18 protein-coding genes are annotated in these 18,142 nt (G+C 31.5%); 6 read left to right on the forward strand and 12 right to left on the reverse strand.

The window, feature by feature from the left end:
* Positions 1 to 2: 2 nt before the first annotated feature.
* Positions 3 to 1,313 carry an MFS transporter gene (locus tag CD56_RS00740; RefSeq protein ID WP_047207895.1) on the forward strand — a complete coding sequence of 437 codons (1,311 nt, stop codon included), beginning with the start codon at positions 3 to 5 and terminating at the stop codon, positions 1,311 to 1,313.
* On the opposite strand, the gene CD56_RS00745 is transcribed toward CD56_RS00740, so the two are convergent.
* On the reverse strand, positions 1,282 to 1,758 hold the full coding sequence (locus CD56_RS00745; protein ID WP_039617266.1) for a hypothetical protein: 477 nt from the start codon (positions 1,756 to 1,758) through the stop codon (positions 1,282 to 1,284). The two genes, CD56_RS00740 and CD56_RS00745, sit on opposite strands and share 32 nt — an antisense overlap.
* Before the next feature lie 107 nt (positions 1,759 to 1,865).
* Between CD56_RS00745 and CD56_RS00750 the strand changes: the two genes are divergently transcribed.
* Entirely contained in the window at positions 1,866 to 2,249 is a 384-nt protein-coding gene (locus tag CD56_RS00750; protein WP_047207896.1) for a group III truncated hemoglobin, read from the forward strand.
* Positions 2,250 to 2,263: 14 nt separating this feature from the next.
* Here CD56_RS00750 and CD56_RS00755 read toward each other — a convergent pair whose 3' ends face one another.
* From CD56_RS00755 to recA, 4 genes are all read right to left on the reverse strand, one after another.
* Positions 2,264 to 2,947: an AMIN domain-containing protein gene (locus CD56_RS00755; protein WP_039617270.1), complete on the reverse strand. Its 684-nt coding sequence runs from the start codon at positions 2,945 to 2,947 to the stop codon at positions 2,264 to 2,266.
* On the reverse strand, positions 2,937 to 3,140 hold the full coding sequence (locus tag CD56_RS00760) for a hypothetical protein (protein WP_047207897.1): 204 nt from the start codon (positions 3,138 to 3,140) through the stop codon (positions 2,937 to 2,939). The genes CD56_RS00755 and CD56_RS00760 overlap by 11 nt, the downstream gene beginning before the upstream one ends.
* A gap of 74 nt (positions 3,141 to 3,214) precedes the next feature.
* Complete coding sequence (gene eno / locus CD56_RS00765) at positions 3,215 to 4,459, reverse strand: phosphopyruvate hydratase (RefSeq protein WP_047207898.1); 1,245 nt, start codon at positions 4,457 to 4,459, stop codon at positions 3,215 to 3,217.
* Positions 4,459 to 5,496, reverse strand: a complete 1,038-nt coding sequence (gene recA / locus CD56_RS00770) for a recombinase RecA (protein WP_039617275.1) — start codon at positions 5,494 to 5,496, stop codon at positions 4,459 to 4,461. The genes eno and recA overlap by 1 nt, the downstream gene beginning before the upstream one ends.
* 109 nt (positions 5,497 to 5,605) lie before the next feature.
* Here recA and CD56_RS00775 point away from each other — a divergent pair, with 109 nt between their 5' ends.
* From CD56_RS00775 to CD56_RS00785, 3 genes are read left to right on the forward strand one after another with little or no spacing between them, the layout of a single operon-like run.
* Positions 5,606 to 6,469, forward strand: a complete 864-nt coding sequence (locus CD56_RS00775; RefSeq protein WP_039617276.1) for a menaquinone biosynthesis family protein — start codon at positions 5,606 to 5,608, stop codon at positions 6,467 to 6,469.
* Positions 6,470 to 6,495: 26 nt separating this feature from the next.
* Positions 6,496 to 6,762, forward strand: coding sequence for a flagellar biosynthesis protein FliQ (gene fliQ / locus CD56_RS00780; RefSeq protein ID WP_012660903.1), 267 nt, complete (start codon positions 6,496 to 6,498; stop codon positions 6,760 to 6,762).
* The gene (locus tag CD56_RS00785) at positions 6,759 to 7,535 is read left to right on the forward strand and encodes a UDP-N-acetylmuramate dehydrogenase (protein ID WP_047207899.1); all 777 of its coding nucleotides are present in this window, start codon (positions 6,759 to 6,761) and stop codon (positions 7,533 to 7,535) included. The genes fliQ and CD56_RS00785 overlap by 4 nt, the downstream gene beginning before the upstream one ends.
* Here the strand turns inward: CD56_RS00785 and CD56_RS00790 are convergent.
* From CD56_RS00790 to CD56_RS00815, 6 genes are all read right to left on the reverse strand, one after another.
* A complete protein-coding gene (locus tag CD56_RS00790; protein WP_047207900.1) occupies positions 7,528 to 8,178 on the reverse strand; it encodes a hypothetical protein in 651 nt (216 codons plus the stop codon). The two genes, CD56_RS00785 and CD56_RS00790, sit on opposite strands and share 8 nt — an antisense overlap.
* Entirely contained in the window at positions 8,178 to 8,936 is a 759-nt protein-coding gene (locus CD56_RS00795) for a 3'(2'),5'-bisphosphate nucleotidase CysQ family protein (RefSeq protein ID WP_047207901.1), read from the reverse strand. The genes CD56_RS00790 and CD56_RS00795 overlap by 1 nt, the downstream gene beginning before the upstream one ends.
* A gap of 39 nt (positions 8,937 to 8,975) precedes the next feature.
* The gene (locus CD56_RS00800; RefSeq protein WP_047207902.1) at positions 8,976 to 10,154 is read right to left on the reverse strand and encodes a cation:proton antiporter; all 1,179 of its coding nucleotides are present in this window, start codon (positions 10,152 to 10,154) and stop codon (positions 8,976 to 8,978) included.
* Positions 10,135 to 10,971, reverse strand: coding sequence for a biotin synthase (locus CD56_RS00805; RefSeq protein ID WP_047207903.1), 837 nt, complete (start codon positions 10,969 to 10,971; stop codon positions 10,135 to 10,137). Before CD56_RS00805 ends, CD56_RS00800 begins: the two co-directional genes overlap by 20 nt.
* A complete protein-coding gene (gene topA / locus CD56_RS00810; protein ID WP_407712412.1) occupies positions 10,971 to 13,055 on the reverse strand; it encodes a type I DNA topoisomerase in 2,085 nt (694 codons plus the stop codon). Before topA ends, CD56_RS00805 begins: the two co-directional genes overlap by 1 nt.
* Before the next feature lie 113 nt (positions 13,056 to 13,168).
* Entirely contained in the window at positions 13,169 to 14,635 is a 1,467-nt protein-coding gene (locus tag CD56_RS00815; protein ID WP_047207905.1) for a flagellin, read from the reverse strand.
* A 158-nt stretch (positions 14,636 to 14,793) separates the two neighbouring features.
* Between CD56_RS00815 and CD56_RS00820 the strand changes: the two genes are divergently transcribed.
* Entirely contained in the window at positions 14,794 to 16,272 is a 1,479-nt protein-coding gene (locus CD56_RS00820) for a flagellin (RefSeq protein WP_047207906.1), read from the forward strand.
* A 12-nt stretch (positions 16,273 to 16,284) separates the two neighbouring features.
* On the opposite strand, the gene CD56_RS00825 is transcribed toward CD56_RS00820, so the two are convergent.
* On the reverse strand, positions 16,285 to 18,138 hold the full coding sequence (locus tag CD56_RS00825; protein WP_047207907.1) for a motility associated factor glycosyltransferase family protein: 1,854 nt from the start codon (positions 18,136 to 18,138) through the stop codon (positions 16,285 to 16,287).
* Positions 18,139 to 18,142: the final 4 nt, after the last annotated feature.

Consider the following 18,142-nt stretch of genomic DNA (forward strand, 5'->3'; position numbering starts at 1 on the left):
GAGTGAGTAAAAATCTTAGTAAAAAAGATATAAAAGTTTTAGGTCTTTCTTCTTTGGGAGGGACTTTAGAATTTTATGATTTTATCATTTTTGTATTTTTTGCAAGTTATATTTCTAAAAATTTCTTTCCTGAAAATTTAAGCCCATTTTGGCAAATGTTTAATACTTATGGGATTTTTGCTGCAGGATATTTAGCTAGACCGCTTGGTGGTATAGTAATGGCGCATTTTGGTGATAAATTTGGTCGTAAGAAAATGTTTATGCTTAGTATTTTACTGATGGTTATACCAACTTTTTTACTTGCTTTTATACCTACTTATGAAAGCATAGGGTATTTATGTATAGTATTTTTAGTATTTGTAAGGATTTGTCAAGGTATAGCTATAGGCGGGGAATTGCCTGGTGCTTGGGTTTTTGTATTTGAGCATGCTCCAAAGGGTCAAAAACGTACTTATCTTGGGATTTTAACAGCTTCTGTGGTAGGTGGAATTTTACTTGGTAGTTTTGTATTTTTGATGATGAATAAATTTTTTACACAGGAAGAGCTTTATGATTGGGCATGGAGAATTCCATTTTTCTTAGGAGGAATTTTTGGGATCATTTCTGCTTATTTGCGTAAATTTTTAAGAGAAACTCCTGTTTTTGAGCAAATGAAAAAAGATAAAGCCTTAGAAAAATTCCCTTTAAAAGAAGTATTTAAAAAAGCCAAGTTGGGCGTTGTGCTTTCTATGTTAATAACTTGGGTTTTAACTGCTTGTATTGTTGTGATGATTTTGATTATACCTTCTTTTATGGCAAAAATTTTAAGTATTGATGCAAGCATTCAAACTTACATGCAAATGCTTGGCATAGTTGTACTTGTAATTGGCTGTATATTAAGTGGAATTTTGGCTGATAAAATAGGCATAGTGAAAGCTTGTGTGGTTTTTTCATTAGGATTTTTCTTAACTTGCTTGTTTTATTTTAATGCTCTTTATACTAAAACACCTGATTTTAATACAGTGAGCGTGTGTTATTTAAGTGCTTGTTTTTTTGCCGGAGTGATGAATTTTTGTCCTTTAATGATGAGTGAAGTATTTGATGCTAAGATTAAATTTTCAGGACTTAGTTTTTCATATAATATAGCTTATGCATTAGCTGGTGGTTTTACTCCACAACTTGCTTTATTTTTGCACACCATTGCTTTAGCAAATTTAGAAAATATTACTCGTTTTTCTTTGGGATTTTATATGTTAGCTATGGCTATAATCTCACTTATTTGTGCTTTGATGTTTAAATATCTTAGTAATACCCAACGCACATACTCTCAGTGATTTTAATACGCTTTTCCAAAGGAGTGGGGCTAAAAAAATGGCATTTTTCGATATAAATATTATAATTATAATCTAGCTTTAAAAGATCGTAAAATGCCTTTAAATTTACAAATTTAACTCCGCATACTTCTTTTATATCTAAGATTTTATAAATTTGAGAATTATTTTTTTCTACTAAATGAGATGGAGCTAAAGTAGTGAATGAGCAAAAGGCACTTGCTAATACATAGCCGCTTAAATTTTCACATTTTTGTATAAGATGTTGGTGTTTTTTTAAAACACTTTTTTTGTGTAAAAATACCACTCTTGTACCTTGATAGCGTGCTGCTTGAATATTTTTCCAAAATTTATAAGCGTTTTTAGAGATATTTGCTAATTGGTGTAATTGCACATTTAAAACATAATCATCCAAGAACTGATTAGGCGGTAAAATGGTATAAGTCATAGTTTTTCTTTAGCTTTATTTTTAAAATTATACTAAAAATTGATTTTTGTTTATATTTTTAATCCATAAATTTAATACAATAAGTAAAAAATATTTTAAGGAAAAGTATGAAATTTGAAACTATTAATCATGATGGTATTAAAAAACTTATGGATGTTTTTTATGCAAAAGTTAGGGTAGATAAAGATTTAGGACCTATTTTTAATGAGAAAATTGGTACAGATGATGAGAGTTGGAAAAAACATAAAGAAAAAATAGCAAGTTTTTGGGCTGGAATGTTTTTAGCTGATCCAAGTTATAGTGGTTCACCTTTGAGAGCCCATCATGAATTACCTCCATTTCCTAGAGAATTTTTTGATATTTGGCTTAATTTATTTGATGAGAGTTTGCAAGAAGTTTTTGAAGATGAACCAAGAAGTATCATTATAGAAAGAGCTAGAATGATAGCTCAAAGATTTCAAATGATTATTTATGATCATAGATTTGCTTAAGAGTTTAAAAACTCTTAGCGGTAGTTAAATGTGTGTAAATTTTCACTATGTGAATATTGATAGCTGTATTTTCCATCAAGATATATAACCAAGCGATAATACCCTTTATGTGATCCAAATACAACTTTTCTAACCTTTGCTGTATTTACCTGTAGTGTTTTGGTATTGAAATTTTGTTTTTTAGCAAAATCTATAATAATTTTAGTTGGATCTCCTATAGATAAATGTCTTAGTATTTTATCTTGGGTTTTGATATTGATTTTATTGTTGTAAAAACCAATGGAGATAAAATTATAAATATTTCCACTAAAAAGAGGTGTTTCTATGTTTAAAGTAGTATTGCTTTCTTCTGTTTTTGAGTTTTTATTTCCTTGTTTTTGTGGTACGGTTACAGATACATCAAGTATAGGCGTGGCATTTGGACTTTTAGTTTTTATAAATGAGTAGGTATCATGCCAATTAATACTTTTGTATATATCTAGAGTAGTTTGTTCTTCAGAGCCATCAAGGTTAATATAGGTAATGGTAATATTTTTTAAAATTCTCGCATTGGAATTAAAGTTAAAATCTTGTCTTTGAAAAGGACTAAGTTTGGCAAATTCGGTGTTTTGTTGTTCTATATTATTATCAAAAGGATTGTCTTTTGCGTTTAAAAGCACACAAGATAATAAAAGCAGTATAAAAAAATTAATTCTCATGCGAATTTTCTCCTTTAAGTCTTAAAAGCTGCAAGTATTCTTTTTGGGCTTGGGCATTTTTAGCTTTTAAGATTATAATATTTTTTTCTAAAATTTTTTGCTCTTCTTTAAGTGTTAATAGCACATCTAGTGAAGATTTACCAAAAAACATATTACCAAAATACATTGCAACAATAATAGCTACAAATGACAAAGCAATAGTTTTGATGAGCTGATGATGAGCTTCCTTTTTTTTGGAATGCTCATCATACTCTTTTAATAAATCACTCAGAGTTTATCTCCTAAATACTCATCATTATCAAGTTCAATTTCTAATAAGCGATTATATTTAGCAGTTCTTTCACCTCTTGCTAGAGCACCTGTTTTGATTTGTCCTGTATTAAGTGCTACTGCAAAATCAGCTATAAAAGCATCTTCACTTTCGCCACTTCTATGACTCATAATACATCTATAATTATTTCTATGAGCTAATCTTACTGTTCTCATGGTTTGAGTGATTGTTCCGATTTGATTAGGTTTAATCAATACAGCATTTGCCATATTTTTCATAATACCTTCTCTTAAAATATCTTCATTAGTCACAAATAAATCATCACCTACAAGTTGAACTTTATTGCCAAGCTTTTGAGTAAGTTTAATCCAACCTTCATAATCATCTTCAGCTAAACCATCTTCGATGCTAAAAATTGGGTATTTAGCGCATAATTCTTCATAACGTGCGATTAAGTCTTCGCTTGAGAAAACTTTACCTTCTAAATGGTATTTACCATCTTTGTAAAGTTCGCTACTTGCTACATCTAGTGCAAGTTTGATTTTATTTTCATAACCTGCTTTTTTAATACAAGTCATTAAAAGATCAAGAGGCTCTGTATTATTTGCTAAATTTGGTGCAAAACCACCCTCATCACCTAAAGCAGTAGAGTGACCTAGATTAGCTAATTCTTTTTTTAATACTGCATAAATTTCACAAACTGATCTTAATCCTTCTTTAAAGCTTGAAAAACCAAAAGGCATAATCATAAATTCTTGAAAATCTACGCTATTGTTTGCATGCGCACCACCATTGATGATATTACACATTGGCACAGGTAATACACTTGCATTTGCTCCACCTAAGTAGCGATATAAAGGCACACCTAGCGCATTAGCAGCAGCGCGTGCTGTTGCCATAGAAATTCCTAAAGTTGCATTTGCTCCTAGATTAGAGTAGTTTTTTGTCCCATCAAGCTCTAAAAGAGTATTATCTAGTTGGGTTTGATTAAAAGCATCAAGCCCTATAATATTTTCAGCTATGGTGCCATTGATATTTTCAATCGCTTTTAAAACACCTTTTCCGCCAAATCTTTCATCATTATCTCTTAATTCTAAAGCTTCTTTTTTTCCTGTACTTGCACCACTTGGAACGATAGCGCTACCAACGCTACCATCGCTCAACATGATTTCAGCTTTAATGGTAGGATTGCCTCTACTGTCTAAAACTTCAAAAGCTCTTAAATCTTCAATAATTAACATTATTCCTCTCCTTCTTCATCGTCTTCTTTTGCACCCAAAATCATACTATCTATACCGATTGAGTTTTGTATAGCCTGAGTGATTTCATCTGCAATAGCTGGGTTTTCTTTTAAAAAGGCTTTGGCATTTTCTCTACCTTGGCCAAGTTTAGAAGCCTTGTAAGAAAACCACGCACCGCTTTTATCAATAATATCAAGTTTTACACCATAGTCTATTAACTCACCCTCACGGCTTACACCCTCACCAAACATCACATCAAATTCAGCTTGTTTAAAAGGAGGAGCTACTTTATTTTTGGCTACTTTTACTTTAACACGGTTTCCAATAGGCTCATCATTTTGTTTTAAAGTGGCTGTTTTTCTTACATCTAAACGCACTGAAGCATAAAATTTTAAAGCATTTCCGCCAGTTGTTGTTTCAGGAGTGCCATAGCCCATCATGCCTATTTTCATACGAATTTGATTGATGAAAATTACAGTAGTGTTCATTTTATGAACGATACCGGTGAGTTTTCTTAAAGCTTGGCTCATTAATCTTGCTTGAAGACCTACGTGCTGATCTCCCATATCACCTTCGATTTCTGCTTTTGGAGTAAGTGCGGCAACGCTATCTACTACTATTAGATCAATAGCCCCACTTCTTGCTATAGTTTCAACGATTTCTAAGGCTTGCTCTCCAAAGTCTGGCTGAGAAATGTAAAGATTTTCTGTATCAACACCTAAATTTTTTGCATATCTTACATCTAGTGCGTGTTCAGCATCAATAAACGCACAAACTCCACCTTTTTTTTGACATTCTGCTATGATGTGTAAGGTAAGTGTGGTTTTACCTGAGCTTTCAGGTCCATAAATTTCTATAATTCTTCCTTTTGGAACCCCACCAATTCCTAAAGCTAAATCAAGTCCAACAGAACCTGTAGGAATAGAATCAATCTTTTCAACTTCTTTATCGCCAAGTCTTAAGATAGTGCCTTTTCCAAAGGTTTTATCAAGACTTTTTAAAGCTGCATCAAGTGATTTTCTTTTATTATCATCCATGCTTATTAATCCTTTTATAATATGTTTAAAATTGTATCAAAAAGAAATTTAATATAAGTTTTTATTTTGAATTTTGCTAAAATACTTTTTTAAATTTTTAAGGAAAAAAATGAATAAAAAAATTAGCGTAGCGCACTCTCCTGATGCTGATGATATTTTTATGTATATGGCGATTAAATTTGGTTGGGTTGGGAATGCTTATGAGTATGAAAATACAGCTTTAGATATACAAACTTTAAATGAACTTGCATTGCAAAATATATACGATGTTAGTGCGATATCTTTTGCGCTTTATCCTTTGATAGCTAGTGAATATGCTTTGTTAAAAACTGCTGTGAGTTTTGGCGAGGGTTATGGACCAAAGCTTATTAAGAAAAAAGATAAAAAATTAAAGCCAAATTTTAAAGTTGCTTTGAGTGGAGCGCACACTACTAATGCTTTAATTTTTCGTATAAAATACCCACAAGCTAGGATAGTTTATAAGAATTTTTTAGAGATTGAAAAGGCTGTTTTAGAAGATGAGGTTGATGCGGGAGTGCTTATACATGAGAGTATTTTAGAGTTTGATTCTAGTTTATGTGTTGAGGCTGAACTTTGGGATATTTGGCAAGAATTAGCCAAAGATGATTTGCCTTTGCCTTTGGGTGGTATGGCGCTTAGAAGATCTTTGCCACTTAATGATGCAATAGCGGTTGAAAAAGATTTGATTAAAGCAGTAGAAGTAGCCGATCATAATAGAAAAATTTTAGCCTCTATGCTTTTAGAGCGTAATTTAATACGCGTTGATGCGCAAAAACTTGATGTGTATTTGAATTTATATGCAAATAAAAACTCTATAAATATGAATGATAAACAATACAATGCCATAGATAAGCTTTTTGAGCTTGGATTTAATCATGGATTTTATGAGAAATTAATAAAAAGCAAAGATTATCTTATACCTAGTGAGTATGAAGAATTTAGAAATTCTTGATAGAATTTAAATTTTAAGGAGAAAATATGGAAAGTACTTTAGTAGCCTTGGGTGTACAAACTTTTAAAATCACACTTATGCTTTCTTTACCTATGCTTTTAGCAGGGCTTATCGCAGGGCTTATTATAAGTATTTTTCAAGCTGTAACGCAAATTAATGAAGCTACGCTTTCTTTTGTGCCAAAAATTTTACTTGTTGTCGTGGTGATAGTATTTTTAATGCCTTGGATGATAAGTTCTATGATAGATTTTACAACGAATATTTTAAATCAAATTCCAAGTTTTATTCGATGATTATTGATTTTTCTAAGTATTCTTCTGTGCGTATAGGCGCGAGCTTTGAAGTGCAAGTACTTGAAGAGCCTTGTGAATTTGATGGTTTTTTAATAGGTGGGGCAAATAATCTTTTAATCTCTCCAAAACCCAAAAAACTTGGAATTTTAGGGAAAAGTTTTGATTATATTAAAATTTTAGAGCAAAATGAAAAAGGTATGTTTTTAGAGATAGGCTCTAGCGTGAAATCTTTTAAAATGTATCATTTTGCTAAAGAAAATAACCTAAAAGGCTTTGAGTTTTTAAGAAATATCCCAGGGACTTTGGGTGGTATTTTAAAAATGAATGCAGGATTAAAAGATGAGGATATTAGTAAAAACTTAATCAGCATTTGCACTTTTAATCAAGAAATTTTAAAACAAAACATCGCTTTTGCTTATAGGTTTAATCCTATTAAAGAAGTAATGTTTAGTGCGAAGTTTTTTTTAGAATATGGATTTGACCCAGTTAAAGATGAGCTTTTAAAAAATGCAAGAAAAAATCAACCCAAAGGCGCTAGCTTTGGCTCTATTTTTAAAAATCCAAAAAACGATCATGCAGGAAGGTTGATAGAAGCAGTTAATCTTAAAGGTTTTAGTAAAAATGATGCGATGTTTAGCAATGAACATGCAAATTTCTTAATCAATAAAAAACATGCTAGTTTTGATGATGCTTTATTTTTGATAGAGCTTGCTAAAAAAAGAGTTTTTGAAAAATTTGGGATTGTTTTAGAAGAAGAAGTGGTGATTATATAGTATTTTTAATATCTTCATAAACAATTGTAGCTATTTCTTGGACTAATTCTTGATAAGATTTCTTTTTATCATTTGTGCTAAATTGAGTATTGATAGTAAGGATTTTATGATCTTTTAGTTTTTTTGTTTTGGCATTAAAAAGTTTGTACTCTATGTCAGCTTTGACTTCAAAATTGGAAAAAAGCAAGAAATTTTGTTGGCTTGCTTGAATGCTTTTTAAATCTAGCAAAATAATAAAATCAGCCTTTTTAAAACGATTAAATTCTAAAAACTCATTTGCATTGATGAAATTTTTATTTGTTTGTAAGATATTTTGGCTGTTGATATAAGTTTGATTTTCTTTTTGACTAAGTAAGGCAAAATTATTTTGCTCATTTAAAATAGCACTTAATGCTTTTAGCGTGTCTTTTGCCATGGTTTTAGCATCGATTTTTAAGTTTGAAAAATAAAAATTATATTCTTTTTTGTAGCTTGGCACTAAAGCTAAGGTGTTAATGTGTGAGAGTTTATCATAATTTATATTTTGTTCAAGATTGATGATATTAAAATCATCGTTATTTTGTAATTTGACGATTTTTTTATTCGCAAAAGAGTTAGCATAAATAGCACTTAAAAAACAAAAAAATATTAAAAAAAATCTCACTAAAAACCTTTTAATTTAAATTCATTCTTAGCAAAAGCTATAAAACTTGGAAGTTTAAAATCAGGACTATTGTAATCCAAGACCTTTTTGTCAAAATCATATAAAATTCCACCATTTTGTTTGACTAAAAAATCTCCCGCAGCTATATCCCAAGCTTTTGGGCCACCAAAACGTGGGTAAATTCCAGCTTTTGCTTCAAGTAAATATACAAACTTTAAAGCAGATGAAACCTTAATGCCTTCAAGATGATTTTGAATAAAAAAATCTTCATTATTATCATGATTTTTAGAGTAGAGGGCTATATTTTTAACCTTTTCGTATTGCTCTAAACTAAGATTTAAAATTTCATTATTTTTATAAACTTTAGTATGAATATGTGCATAATAAAATGCATGATTTTCCACATCACCTATGAGCGAAAGCACAGGGGTGTTTTTGTGGATTAATGCGATTAAAACACAATATTCTTTATCTTTTTTAGCGTAAGATTTAGTGCCATCAAGAGGGTCTATAAGCCAAAAATACTCTAAATTTTTTCTTTCTTCATAAGAGAGTATATTTTCTTCAGAGCATATAGCTATATCGCTTGAAGCTAAAATCTCACTAATAGCTTCATTAGATTTTATATCAGCTAAACCTACTGGAGAATCATCATCTTTAAGCCACAAGGTATTTTTGTCTTTATATTCAAGCAATACTTTTGAGGCTTCCTTGCCCGCTTTTAAGGCTAATTCTAAAAGTGTGTCTAAATTTTTCATAAAAAAAGTATAGCAGTTTTATATAAATACTTAGTAGAGTTATTTTCTACTAAGATTATTGATAAATTTAATTAAACTAATAGCCAAAATTGCTTCAAGTAAAGCAGTAAGCACTAGCCCTGAGTATATATCTTGAGTGATGATATTAGTTTGATAAGAAAGCGTAGCTACTGCGATGAGTAAGGTTAATGGCATAGAATGACTTAGGCCAAATAAAAAGGTGTTTTTTAAGCCAAGTATTTTTACAAAAGTCATAGCACAAAGTATTCTTAGTCCTATCATAAAGGCAGTTAGCGAAAAAGCTATGAGTAAAACTTGAGGGTTTAAAAGCATTTGAAGCTTAAAGCTTGAGCCTATATAGATGAAAAATATAGGGATTAAAAAGCCATAGCCAAAACTAGAAAGTTTATGCTCTAAGTCTTTTTTGTGATCAAAAAAAGTAGCTATAAATGAACCTGCTATAAAAGCTCCAAGTGCAACTTCAAGTTTAAAATAAATCATAATCGCAACTATGGCTATGAAAATTGCCATGCAAAATCTTATATCTTTTTCGTTTTGATCTTGCCAAGGCATGAGTATGGTTTTAAGCTGTGGATACCACCAAAAAAGTACTTCTAAAAATTTAAATCCAAAAATACAAAGTGCTAAAAATCCCACTAAATACAATAAATTTTGAGTGAGCGAGAAAAGATCGGCTCCTTTTCCCAAAAAAGCTGCAGCTATGGTAAGTAAAACTATGCTTACAACTTCAGCCAAAGTGGCCACTACCATGGATACATTAAGCCATTCACAGTTTTTACCAAAGTCTCTATAAAGCGTTGAGAGTAAACCCACACTCATAACAGGTATAATAATAACAAAAATATAAGAAATATCTATACTTTCAACCGCTAAAATACTAAAAGTATATAAAAGTATGATGTAGATAAAAGCTTTGTTAAGCAAGCTTCTTTCAGTGTTTAAAAAGGTTTTAAGATTAATCTCCATACCCGCAATAAACATAAGATAATAAAACCCTGCATTAGCAAAAAGCTTAAAATTCTCACTTTCTCCTATGAAACCCAAAAATCCTATAAAAGAGCCAAGCATGATTTCAGTGGCTGAAAGTGGGAGTTTTAAAAATTTAGCAATATAAGGTGAGGTTAGTAAACATCCTGCTACGACTAATAAAATTTTTAAATCCGTAGCAGCTTGAGCATCAATGGCATGAGCTAGCAAAGCTAAATCCCATTTGTTTTAGTTTTTGTATGTCTTTGCTAGGTTCTTCGCCTTTAGTTGTAAGATAATCACCCACTACTATAGCACTAGCTCCTGCGTTAAAAATTTCATATTGCCTTTCTTTTAACACTACCTCTCTACCACCTGCTACCATGATATGTGCATTTGGTAAGTCTTTTTTAGTATCTTTGATGATATTTAACGCCTCATCAGGATCAAGTAAAGCTTGCTTGAGTTTTAAATTTTCATTTGGTATGAAAAAATTAATAGGCGAGGAAAAAGGATCAAGCTCTTTTAAACTTGCTCTAAAACTTTTTCTATCAGCTTCACTTTCTCCAAGACCATAAATTCCACCACAGCAAAGCATTAAACCTGCTTCTTTAGCATAAAGATTAGTTTGAAATCTTTGCTCCCAAGTATGTGTAGAACAAATGCTTGGGAAAAATTCTTTGGAAGTTTCTAGATTATGATTATAAGAAAAAATCCCTGCTTTTTTTAATTCTTTGAGTTGTTCTAAATTTGCTATGCCATTACAAGCTATGAGTAAAAGTCCTTCTACTTCTTTTTGCACCGCATGAGCTACTTTGCACACATACTCAAGTTTTTCATCATCAAGCCCAGCTCCTGCTGTGACCAAACAAAAGCCCAAAGCCTCATTTTTTTTTGCCATTTTAGCTTCTAAAACAATTTGGTCTATATCTTTTCTTTTATATTTGTTGATATTAGTTTTCACATGAGCACTTTGAGTGCAGTATTTACAGTCCTCACCGCACCCTCCACTTGCTATATTAGATATAGCACAAAGCATGATTTGCATTAGATTTCCTTTTTAATTTTGCATTTTAAGCACTCTAAAAATGTGCCTTTTTTAAGCTCTTTGATGATCAAAGTTTCGCCACATTCGCTACATTTTTCTTCACTTGGTTTGTATTTGCTTATATAGTTGCATTTTGGATAAGCACTACAGCCATAAAATTTACCACGCTTAGAAAAACGCTCCACGATCTCGCCTTCTTGACAGCTTGGGCATTTTACGCCTATGGTGTTGAGCTTTTTCTCACTTTTTTCTTCATTTTGTGTTTCTTGTTTTAAATTTCTTGAGTATTTACATTTTGGAAAATTTAAACAAGCTATAAATTCTCCATATCTTCCTTTTCTTATAGCAAGCTCACCACCACAATCAGGGCAGGTTTCATCTAATTTTGTAAAAGTTTTTTGACTTTTTATATTTTTTTTACCCTCATCGATTTTTCTCATAAAAGGAAAATAAAACTCTCTTAAAACTTCTTGCCAGTCCATTTTGCCTTCTGCTATGATGTCAAGTTTATCTTCCATTTTAGAAGTAAAATCACTATCTACTATATCGCTAAAGTTTTGCTCTAAAACTTCTGTTACAACAAAGGCTATTTCATTAGGTATGATTTGTTTTTTATCTATATGCACATATTCTCTTGCGCTAAGTAAAGAGATGGTTGGAGCATAAGTTGAAGGGCGTCCTATACCAAGATTTTCTAGCTTTTTAACAAGCCCAGCTTCAGAGTATCTTGAAGGTGGCTCGGTAAAATGTGAGCTTAATTCTATATTTTGGATATTTAATGTATCTTCTAGTTTTAAATTAGGTAAAATTTTATCTTTGTCCATATCTCCATATACTTTATAATGCCCATCAAATAAAATTTTTCTACCACTTATTTTAAAACTTGCTTCATTTGATTTTACATAGACATTTTGAGTTTGAGAGATGGCAGGATTCATCTGTGAAGCTAGGAAGCGATTGTATATTAAAGTATATAATCTTGCTTCATCTTTTTCTAAAAACTCACTTGCAAGTTTTGGGGTAAAGCTAAGATTAGTCGGTCTTATAGCTTCATGTGCTTCTTGAGCGCCTTTACTTTTAGTGGTGTAAATATTTGCCTTGCTTGGCAAGTACTCTTTGCCATAATCATTCTTGATGAGTTTTCTTACTTCTTCTAAAGCTTCTTTTGCGATGTTTAAGCTATCAGTTCTCATATAAGTGATCACACCCATAATGCCTTGATGGGTTTTTACGCCCTCATAAAGTTTTTGAGCTATCATCATGGTTTTTTTAGGGTTAAAACCTAGGCGATTGCTCGCACTTTGTTGTAAGGTTGAGGTCATAAAAGGTGCTTGTGGGGCTATTTTTCTATCTTTACTTTCTATATCTTTTATTTTAAAGTTAGCATTTTTGCAAGTTTCAAAGATAAGCTTAGCTCTATCTTCATTAGTTAGACTTAGTTTTTCTATCTTTTGATTTTGAAACTCAACTAATTCAGCTTGTAAGTCTTTTTCAAAAATCATATCTATACTAAAGTATTTTAAAGGAACAAAAGCTTTGATTTCTCTTTCTCTATCGACGATGATTTTTAAAGCTGCACTTTGCACACGCCCTGCGCTTAAGCCTTTTTGAATTTTTTGATTGAGTAAAGGACTTAGTTTATAACCTACTATACGATCAAGCAAGCGTCTAGTTTGTTGAGCATTGACGCTATTTACATTTAAAGATCTTGGGTTTTTTAAAGCATTTTCTATAGCACTTTTAGTGATCTCATGAAAAACTATCCGTGGCAGGGAATTTTCATCTTTATTAATAGCCTTGGCTATGTGATAAGCTATGGCTTCACCCTCGCGGTCCTCATCGGTTGCAAGGTAGATGGTTTTAGCTTTTTTAGCCTTTTCTTTGAGTTCTTTTACTAAGCTTGAATGATCATTTGAAATTCTATATTCAGGTTTAAAATTTTCATCTTCTATTTTTATACCAAAGCTAGTTTTAGGTAGATCTCTAATGTGACCTTTAGAGGCTATTACTTCATAGTCTTTACCTAGAAAATTACTTATGGTTTTAGCTTTAGCAGGTGATTCTACTATGATTAAATTTTTCATTATTTTCCTTGTGAGGATTAAAATTAGTAAAAGTGTATAAAAAAAAGTTAAATTTTTTGCTTAGAAAAGAAGAAAAGCCCACCAAAAGGTGAGCTTAGGAAATCGTAAGTTGACTACTGAAGTAATCTTAATACATTTTGAGAAGCAGCGTTTGCTTGAGCCATAGCGTAAGATCCACTTTGAGCCAGAATGTTAGCTTTAGAGTAGTTTGCACTTTCGCTTGCAAAGTCAACATCTCTAATTTGTGATTCAGCAGCTTTAACATTAACTTGAGTTACGCTAATGTTATTAATAGTTGATGTGATTTGATTTTGTGTAGCACCGATGTTTGCTCTAATGGTGTCAAGGTTTGCTATAGCAGTATCAGCTATATCCATAACAGCCATTGCGCCTTGTAAGGTAGTAACACCAGCTGATTGTTTTTTACCTACTAAATCTGCTGTACTCATAGCATTAAAGCCCATAGCACAAGCTATACTTGCAGCAATTTGCCCTTTAACTGATTCTAAATTTACAGTTGCTTCGGCTGTAGTTGTTCCAAGACCAACAGAGCTACCACCAGAAATGATAATATCGCTACCATCATTTTTAACTAAAGATAATCTTCCATAATTTACAGAGGCTATATGCCCACTAAGTGCAGTACCTAAACCACTTATTTCTATACCTCTACCATCAGCTGAGTTAAGAACTAATTGTCCATTTACTACAGATGCTTCAACTCCTGTTGTATCTTTTTTAGCATTAATTGCAGCTACTAAAGAACCATCTTTATCTCCAGCTTGCACCGCAACTTTACCAATAACAACTCCGTTGATTTTAAATTCATCACCTGTATTTCCAGCTTGTATAGTACCACTTGAGATGGTTTGTACTACAGCAGTTGCTCTAACACCTGTTTTATCAGAAGATTTATTGATTTCAGCTGCTAAAGCACCAAGTCCTGTTCCTGCGCTTGTAGAAAGAACTACAGATTGAACTTTAAAATCGTTAACACCATCATAGTTTTTAATGGTAAAACCAAAATTTCCGCCTGCTGTTATTCTAGAGCCTGTTTCAAAACGTGTTTGACCTATTTTTGCTGAGTTTGTTGCGCCTATAGTAGCATTTACTGTTTGGTTTGCTTTATCACCAATTTGAAATTGTTGGTTAGAAAAAGCACCACTTAGCAATTGTTTACCATTATAAGTAGTGGTGTTTGCTATGTTGTCAAGCTCTTCCATAAGTTTGTTGATCTCGCCTTGAATCATAGCTCTAGTTTTTGCTGTTTGACCATCTTGAGCAGCTTGAGTAGCTTTAACTTTAATGGTATCAAGTATTTTTAATTGTTCATCCATAGCTTTATCGGCTATTTGAAGCATGCTGTTTGCATCATTTGCATTGTTAATAGCTTGACCTAAAGAGTTAGCTTGAGTTTTTAAGCTATCAGCTATAGCTAGACCAGAAGCATCATCTGCTGCTGAATTTATTCTCAAACCTGAACTAAGTCTTGCTAAAGAGCTATCTAATGCTCTTGAGTTCATTCCTGCATTTACTTGAGCATTTAAAGATGCTACATTTGTGTTAATACGAAATCCCATTTTAAATCCTTTTAAATATATTCGACACCCTCATGCTGTCGTTAAAGCTATATCGGAAAGAAAATAAAAAGTTTTATATTTTTGTATAAAAAAGTTTTATATTTTTTGGAACACTATTTGCTTTTAATGAGCTAAGCAATATTTTGAAAGGATTTAAAATGGGTTTTAGAATAAACACCAACATAGGTGCAATGAATGCACACGCAAATTCAGTAATCACAGCTAGAGAGTTAGATAAATCTCTAGGAAGACTTAGTTCAGGTTTGAGAATAAATTCAGCAGCAGATGATGCTTCTGGTATGGCAATAGCTGATTCTTTGCGAAATCAAGCCGCATCTTTAGGTCAAGCTATTAACAATGGTAATGATGCTATAGGTATTTTACAAACAGCCGATAAAGCTATGGATGAACAATTAAAAATACTTGATACCATTAAAGTTAAAGCTACTCAAGCTGCTCAAGATGGTCAAACCACAAAAACTAGAACCATGATACAAAATGAGATTAACCGTTTGATGGAAGAGCTTGACAACATAGCAAATACTACAGCTTTTAATGGTAAACAACTTCTAAGTGGAAATTTTGTAAATCAAGAATTTCAAATCGGTGCTCAATCAAACCAAACGGTGCATGCTACTATAGGGCCAACTCAATCAGGAAAAATTGGTCATACACGTTTTGAAACAGGTGTTAGGGTTACTGGAAGTGGAACTTCTAATTTGGTTTTAAAATCATATGATGGTGTAAATGATTATAAGTTCCAATCGGTAGTAATTTCTACTAGCGTTGGGACAGGGCTTGGAGCTTTAGCTGATGAGATTAATAAAGTGGCAGATAAAACAGGTGTTAGAGCAACTGCTGTAGTGCAAACCATATCAAGTGGAGCTTTACCTGCTGGTAAAACAGGGGCTGATTTTTCTATTAATGGTGTTGTTATAGGTCAGGTCGATGTTAAACCAGGAGATAAAGATGGGGCTTTAGTAGCTGCAATTAATGCTAAAAAAGATACAACAGGTGTTGAAGCTTCTGTAGTGGATGGAAAACTCATTTTAAATTCAGCCGATGGTAGAGGTATTGAGCTAGGAGGATCTTTAGGGACAGCACTTAGTGGTACGGTGGCTTCTGTAAATTATGGAAGATTATCTTTAGTTAAAAATGATGGTAGAGATATTCTTATTTCTGGAGGTTCTACAATTGGTTTTGGTCAAAGTGGTTCTTCTGCGGCACAGGCTACTGTAAATTTAGAATCAGTTAAAGGACAAATCTTAGCAAGTATAGCTTGTGCTATGGGATTTAATGCTATGAGTACAGCGGATAATATAACTACTCCAAAAAGCGCTGGTGTAACAACTCTTAGAGGAGCTATGGCTGTAATGGATCTAGCAGATAGTGCTATTACAACTCTTGATAATATTAGAGCAGATATTGGTGCGGTGCAAAATCAAATCACAGCTACTATTAATAACATTAGTGTAACTCAAGTAAATATTAAATCAGCTGAATCTACCATAAGAGATGTTGACTTTGCGGCTGAGAGTGCGAACTTTTCTAAATATAATATTTTAGCTCAAAGTGGATCTTATGCTATGAGTCAAGCTAATGCTGTTCAACAAAATGTATTAAAACTTTTACAATAATTACAAAGCCTCTCAATTTAAAGAGGCTTGCTTTAATAAATTATTTTGTATTTTTAAAATATCTATATAATTACTTAACCATAATTTTCCTGCGTTTAAATATTCTACACATTTTTGCATTTTGTCCATATCATCATCATAATTTTTTATAAAAATTTCACTTATTTTACATTCATAGTGGTAAAACAGTGGTTTGGAAATTTCTGTATAAAAATAGGGATTTTTATTGTTATAAATAGAAATTTTAAAATTATCTATTTCTGCTATGAGAATTTTAAAATTATTTATATCGTGTGTTAAATTTTGAAAAGAAGTATTGGTAATGCTTTCATTGACTTTTTCTAGTAGTTTTTCGGCTTTTTGGATAATGTTTTCTGCGCTACTAATATGCGATAAGAGTGTTTTTTGCAGAGAAGTTTTATCAATAGATTTTTTTAAATATAGTGAAACCTTATTTTCTTTCAATAAATTTTCACATAATTCTTTAAAAGGTTTTTCTATACTTCCTTCTATTCTAGCTCCACCTTCTGTGGCATTGTAGGTATTTATACCTAGTGGATTCATCAAGGCTATATCTTTTTCAAATGTTTCTTTAAAAACTTTCCACCATTTATTTGTCTCAACCTTACCATTGCCGCCATAAGCAGTAATAAACAAACCTTGTTTTCTACTTCCTTCAAAGTCTTCTTTAAAATAATGATAATCTTTAGGATGAGATTTACCATTCTCATCATAAGCTAAATCTTGACCTATTAAGATAATATTTTTATGTCCTAGTTTTACAGCTAACTCATAAGCCATATTGGCTACACTCATACCTGTACCTAAATATCCATAGTCATTCATATTTAAACTTTGTGCAAATGGTAGTGGTCTATGTACTAGCATAAACTGTCTATTATTTCTTTTTAGGTATTCTATAGTTTTTGGAAAAACCATACTAACTAAAAGAAATAATATACCTTTGTCAAATTCTTTAAAGTCATTATTGAAAAACTCAGAGGTTTTTTCTATCCTTTCTAAAGATAATACATAATCAGGCTTTATATTATGCTTTGCTAATATAGGATAAGCACTATCAGCACATATAATACTAGCTTTGTTAGCATATTCTTTTAATAAAGGTAATTGCTTTATTAAAGATGGACCAGTAGAAACTATAATAGCATTTTCTATTTTACCTTTTCTTTGTTTTAGTAAATCTTTTAAACTAGGGTTCGCTAATTGATAAGGTAGATTGTGTAAAAGTTGGGTGATGCCTTGGAGGGAGTCTTTAGGGTCATTGCCCATTGTAGTAGATACATATTGAATAGATTTGAGATTGACAGAATTAATTTCTTGGATAGATTTTATATAATTATTGCTATAAAAATAGTTAAGCGGATGAAAGTTGTAAATTTTTGCCAAAGTATTGATATTACTTTGTGCAAAAAAATTACTGATTTTGTAAAAGGAGAAATTTTGAAACAAAACCACCTTTTCATTTCTTATTTCTTCACTTAAATCTAAATAATGAAAAACTAGATAAATAATCTCTAATTCTTCTTCAAAAACAATTAAATGATTTCTAATAGGATTAGAAAGCAAAGCTTTATATAAAATTCCATTACCTAAACCATAAAAAAATAAAACAGGATATCTTAAATACTCTCCATTAAAAAGTTTTAAACTTTCATCTAATTCCTTTAAAGGATCTTTATAAACAAATTCTTTTCTTTTTTTATCTAATATATTAATATCTAAATTATCACTACTTCCTTGAAAAAGTTCAAATTGCTTACACTCTTTAAGCTCTCTTAGCTTTAGAGCTAAAGGCTGATCTTTTTCAAATAATGCTTGAGTGTTTTTTAAAAAAAGTTCATTCATTGGG

The sequence above is a fragment of the Campylobacter lari genome (genome assembly GCF_001017575.1).
GTDB classification, from domain to species: domain Bacteria; phylum Campylobacterota; class Campylobacteria; order Campylobacterales; family Campylobacteraceae; genus Campylobacter_D; species Campylobacter_D lari_C.

Coding starts and splice junctions, on each gene's coding strand:
- CD56_RS00745 (WP_039617266.1), bottom strand. CDS start 1,758: ATGACTTATACCATTTTACCGCCTAATCAGTTCTTGGATGATTATGTT.
- CD56_RS00750 (WP_047207896.1), top strand. CDS start 1,866: ATGAAATTTGAAACTATTAATCATGATGGTATTAAAAAACTTATGGAT.
- CD56_RS00755 (WP_039617270.1), bottom strand. CDS start 2,947: ATGAGAATTAATTTTTTTATACTGCTTTTATTATCTTGTGTGCTTTTA.
- eno (WP_047207898.1), bottom strand. CDS start 4,459: ATGTTAATTATTGAAGATTTAAGAGCTTTTGAAGTTTTAGACAGTAGA.
- recA (WP_039617275.1), bottom strand. CDS start 5,496: ATGGATGATAATAAAAGAAAATCACTTGATGCAGCTTTAAAAAGTCTT.
- CD56_RS00775 (WP_039617276.1), top strand. CDS start 5,606: ATGAATAAAAAAATTAGCGTAGCGCACTCTCCTGATGCTGATGATATT.
- fliQ (WP_012660903.1), top strand. CDS start 6,496: ATGGAAAGTACTTTAGTAGCCTTGGGTGTACAAACTTTTAAAATCACA.
- CD56_RS00785 (WP_047207899.1), top strand. CDS start 6,759: ATGATTATTGATTTTTCTAAGTATTCTTCTGTGCGTATAGGCGCGAGC.
- CD56_RS00795 (WP_047207901.1), bottom strand. CDS start 8,936: ATGAAAAATTTAGACACACTTTTAGAATTAGCCTTAAAAGCGGGCAAG.
- CD56_RS00805 (WP_047207903.1), bottom strand. CDS start 10,971: ATGCAAATCATGCTTTGTGCTATATCTAATATAGCAAGTGGAGGGTGC.
- topA (WP_407712412.1), bottom strand. CDS start 13,055: ATGAAAAATTTAATCATAGTAGAATCACCTGCTAAAGCTAAAACCATA.
- CD56_RS00815 (WP_047207905.1), bottom strand. CDS start 14,635: ATGGGATTTCGTATTAACACAAATGTAGCATCTTTAAATGCTCAAGTA.
- CD56_RS00820 (WP_047207906.1), top strand. CDS start 14,794: ATGGGTTTTAGAATAAACACCAACATAGGTGCAATGAATGCACACGCA.
- CD56_RS00825 (WP_047207907.1), bottom strand. CDS start 18,138: ATGAATGAACTTTTTTTAAAAAACACTCAAGCATTATTTGAAAAAGAT.